Source organism: Comamonas odontotermitis, from assembly GCF_040396735.1.
GTDB classification, from domain to species: Bacteria; Pseudomonadota; Gammaproteobacteria; order Burkholderiales; family Burkholderiaceae_C; genus Comamonas; species Comamonas odontotermitis_C.
In genome coordinates, this window is sequence record NZ_JBEBNZ010000064.1 from 1 (window position 1) to 3055 (window position 3055).

Consider the following 3055-nt stretch of genomic DNA (forward strand, 5'->3'; position numbering starts at 1 on the left):
TGCCATTGCCTTCATTGCCCGCATGCAGCGCCGCAAGGGCCTGGGCCGCTGAGGCTGCATCCAAGGAGACCGGTTCATGACCCAGACATCACATTCCTCCCTGCCCCAGGATGGCCTGCCCCAGGGTGGCCTGCCCCAGGATGGCCTGCCCCAGGCTCCGGCTCGGCGCCAGTTTGCCTTGGGCGGCCTCGCCTTGGGGGCTTCTGCCCTGGTGGCCGCGCGCGGCGCGCTGGCGGCCGATGCGCCTGCATCGCCTGCTGCACCCGCGCAGGGCACGGGCCCCATCCTGCTGCATGGCGCAAGCCCACGGCTGACGGTGCACACCATCGACACCTACCACGGCATGGCCGCCACCGGCCTGCGCATCGATTTTTCGCGCTGGGATGGCGAGGCCTACGCACTGGTGCGCAGCTTCACCATCAACGCCAATGGCCGTGCCGACGAGCCGCTTTTGATCGACGACAGCTACCGCACTGGCCGCTACGAGCTGCTGCTGCATGTGGACGCATATTTCGCCGCCAGGGGCGCCCAGTTGCCACGGCCACCGTTCCTCTCCAAGCTGCCGGTGCGCTTTCAGATCACCAATGCCGCAGAGCGCATCCACCTGCCGATCCAGTTCGGCCCCTGGAGCTACACCTATTCGCGCGGCAGCTGAGCCGCCGCAACGCTACTTGATCGAAAGGAACGCCATGGCAGGCATCAGCACCCATGTACTCAACCTCACCACCGGCCGCCCCATCAGCGGCATGCGGGTGGAGTTGTATGACCTTGCGCACACCCCGGCGCAGCGCCTCACCAGCACGCGCACCAACGCCGATGGCCGCACCGATGCGCCCATGATGGCAGCTGCCGCCGCGCGCACCGGTGATTTTGAGCTGCGCTTTTACGTTGGGGAGCATTTCAAGGAGCCCACAGCCCTGTCGGACGAGGTGCTGGTGCGCTTTTCCATCTTTGACGCGGCCCAGCACTACCACGTCCCCATGCTGTGCTCGCCATGGTTCTTCAACACCTACCGAGGCAGCTGATCCTTGTTTTTCCATCCGAGGGAATGATTTCATGAGCAACGACAACAACGACACCGGCAAGTACCTGATCGAATCCATACGCCTGGCCATGGGCAACGTCAAAGGCCGCAAGCAGGCCACCTGGCCCTTTGGCGCCGTGCTGGTCAAGGACGGCCGGGTGCTGGCCCGTGCAGTGAACCAGGTCGACGAGCTGTGCGACCCGTCGGCCCACGCCGAAATGCAGGCGGTGCGCCTGGCCGCCAAGGCCCAGGGCAGCACCGATCTGTCGGGCGCGGTGGTGTACGCCAGCGGTTACCCCTGCACCATGTGCTACACGGCCATGCTGCTGGCTGGCGTGAAGACGGTGTACTACGCCTACTCCAATGAAGACGGCGAGCCCTACGACCTGTCTGCCGCGCGCGGCTACGAGCAACTGGCCAGGCCAGAGGGCGAGCGCGAGATGGCGCTGGTCAGCCACCGCGTGCGCGATGAGGGCGAAGACCTGTACGACGCCTGGCAGAAGGCCGTTTCTGCCGCCTGACCCTGTATTGCAGATTGCCAAGCTCCTGTTGCCCCGCGTGCACCGTGCGCGGGGCTTTTTGTTGCGCCGGGCGCGCACGGTCAGCCCGCGCGGCGGAAGGTCAGGTTGATTCGCTGCCCCGCCAGCAGCGGATGCGTCACGGGGCTCGCCCCGTCCTTGACCGGCATCACGCCGTGGTAGCGCATGCGGTCCACGCCTCCCCACACCACCACGTCGCCATGCTGCAGCGGCAGCTTTTGCGTGGCATCGCCGCGCTCATGGCCTCCCCACAGAAAAATGGCGGGCAGGCCCAGCGAGACGGAGACGATCGGCTGGCTGGCATCGCCTTCGTCCTGGTGCAGCGTGAGGCGCGTGCCCACCGTGTAGCGGTTGACGAGGCAGGCATTGGGCGCAAACACGGATAGTGCTGCGGCGTCGGCGGCCTGCGCAGCCAGTTCCATGAAGCTCGGCGGCATGGCAGGCCAGGGCTGGGCGCTTAGCGGGTCAGCCCGCACATAGCGGTAACCTAGACGGTCGCTGTACCAGCCAAACTGGCCGCAATTGGTCATCGCCACCTGCATGTGGCGCCCGCCGGGGGTGACGAGGTGGCGAAACGGCGCCTGGCTGGTGATGTGCGTCAATTCACCGAGCAGGGCCTGTTGCCAGCGCAGTGCAAAGCCGCGCAGCACGCAGGCCTGCTCGCCGATGGCAATGCGCTCCCATTGGGGGCTGTCACTGGCCTCGTCAGTGCTGAACAGGTCTTGCATTTTCCTTGGTCGCTATTGTTTTGATAACTTGTTGCGCCCATGGGGTGGGCATCTGTAGCCGTTTTGATCAGATCAGCTCTTTCTGCTGCGCCTGGGCGGCAAATCCCTCGGTCGCGAGCAAGGCATGCTTGCGCTCCAGCCCCCAGCGGTAGCCGGTGAGCGAGCCGTTCTTGCCGATCACCCGGTGGCAGGGCACCAGCAGCGAGATTTCATTGGCGCCATTGGCCCGGCCCACGGCGCGCACGGCCTTGGGGTCGCCCAAAAGTGCCGTCAGCTCGCTGTAGCTGCGGGTCTGGCCCGGTGGAATCTGGCACAGGGCCTGCCACACCTTCTGCTGGAACGCCGTGCCCCCCAGCACCAGCGGTACCTGGGCTGCCAATGCGGGCGTCTGCAGCGCGGCCTGCACGGCCTGCGCCAGTGCGGCCAGGCCCGCGTCGTCGCGCACCAGGGCGGATTTGGGGTAGCACTGCGCCAGTTCCGCTACCAAGGGCGCTGCTTCGTCGCCAAAGTACAGCACGGCCAGGGGCGGCAGTTGCTGGCCAGGGGCGGTGGGCGCATCGCTGCGGGTGGCAATCAGCACCAGCCCCAGCGAGCAGGGCACCACGCTGTAGCGCAACTGCGCTGGCGCGCGTGGCGGGGTGGGGAGCAGGGTGATGTGAGGCATGGCAAGGGTCCGTCGGATGGGATGAGTCCACTGTAACGCGGCGGCTTTTTCCGTGCCTCGACATTCTTGCGCTGCAATTGCCGCGATCCGGCGGTCCGGC

The 3055-nt window shown here is 66.5% G+C and carries 5 protein-coding genes; 3 read left to right on the plus strand and 2 right to left on the minus strand.

The window, feature by feature from the left end; all coding sequences use genetic code 11:
• The first annotated feature begins 76 nt into the window (after positions 1–76).
• Genes ACH2DG_RS20930 through ACH2DG_RS20940 form a run of 3 tightly spaced genes read left to right on the plus strand, consistent with a single transcriptional unit; the run spans position 77 to position 1545 of the window.
• Positions 77–655, plus strand: a complete 579-nt coding sequence (locus ACH2DG_RS20930; RefSeq protein ID WP_395028531.1) for a hydroxyisourate hydrolase — start codon at positions 77–79, stop codon at positions 653–655.
• Between the two features lie 34 nt (positions 656–689).
• On the plus strand, positions 690–1025 hold the full coding sequence (gene uraH / locus ACH2DG_RS20935) for a hydroxyisourate hydrolase (protein WP_184706181.1): 336 nt from the start codon (positions 690–692) through the stop codon (positions 1023–1025).
• A gap of 31 nt (positions 1026–1056) precedes the next feature.
• Positions 1057–1545, plus strand: coding sequence for a nucleoside deaminase (locus ACH2DG_RS20940; RefSeq protein WP_395028532.1), 489 nt, complete (start codon positions 1057–1059; stop codon positions 1543–1545).
• A gap of 80 nt (positions 1546–1625) precedes the next feature.
• Here the strand turns inward: ACH2DG_RS20940 and alkB are convergent, their stop codons facing one another.
• Together alkB and ACH2DG_RS20950 are read right to left on the minus strand one after the other, a co-directional pair.
• Positions 1626–2291 (minus strand): DNA oxidative demethylase AlkB, encoded by a 666-nt coding sequence (gene alkB / locus ACH2DG_RS20945; protein ID WP_395028534.1) that lies wholly within the window; start codon positions 2289–2291, stop codon positions 1626–1628.
• Between the two features lie 67 nt (positions 2292–2358).
• Positions 2359–2955, minus strand: a complete 597-nt coding sequence (locus tag ACH2DG_RS20950) for a methylated-DNA--[protein]-cysteine S-methyltransferase (RefSeq protein ID WP_395028535.1) — start codon at positions 2953–2955, stop codon at positions 2359–2361.
• Positions 2956–3055: the final 100 nt, after the last annotated feature.

What these genes read in the sequence shown, in the direction of transcription:
- ACH2DG_RS20940 (WP_395028532.1), top strand. Translation starts at nt 1,057, where the DNA reads ATGAGCAACGACAACAACGACACCGGCAAGTACCTGATCGAATCCATA.
- uraH (WP_184706181.1), top strand. Translation starts at nt 690, where the DNA reads ATGGCAGGCATCAGCACCCATGTACTCAACCTCACCACCGGCCGCCCC.
- alkB (WP_395028534.1), bottom strand. Translation starts at nt 2,291, where the DNA reads ATGCAAGACCTGTTCAGCACTGACGAGGCCAGTGACAGCCCCCAATGG.
- ACH2DG_RS20950 (WP_395028535.1), bottom strand. Translation starts at nt 2,955, where the DNA reads ATGCCTCACATCACCCTGCTCCCCACCCCGCCACGCGCGCCAGCGCAG.
- ACH2DG_RS20930 (WP_395028531.1), top strand. Translation starts at nt 77, where the DNA reads ATGACCCAGACATCACATTCCTCCCTGCCCCAGGATGGCCTGCCCCAG.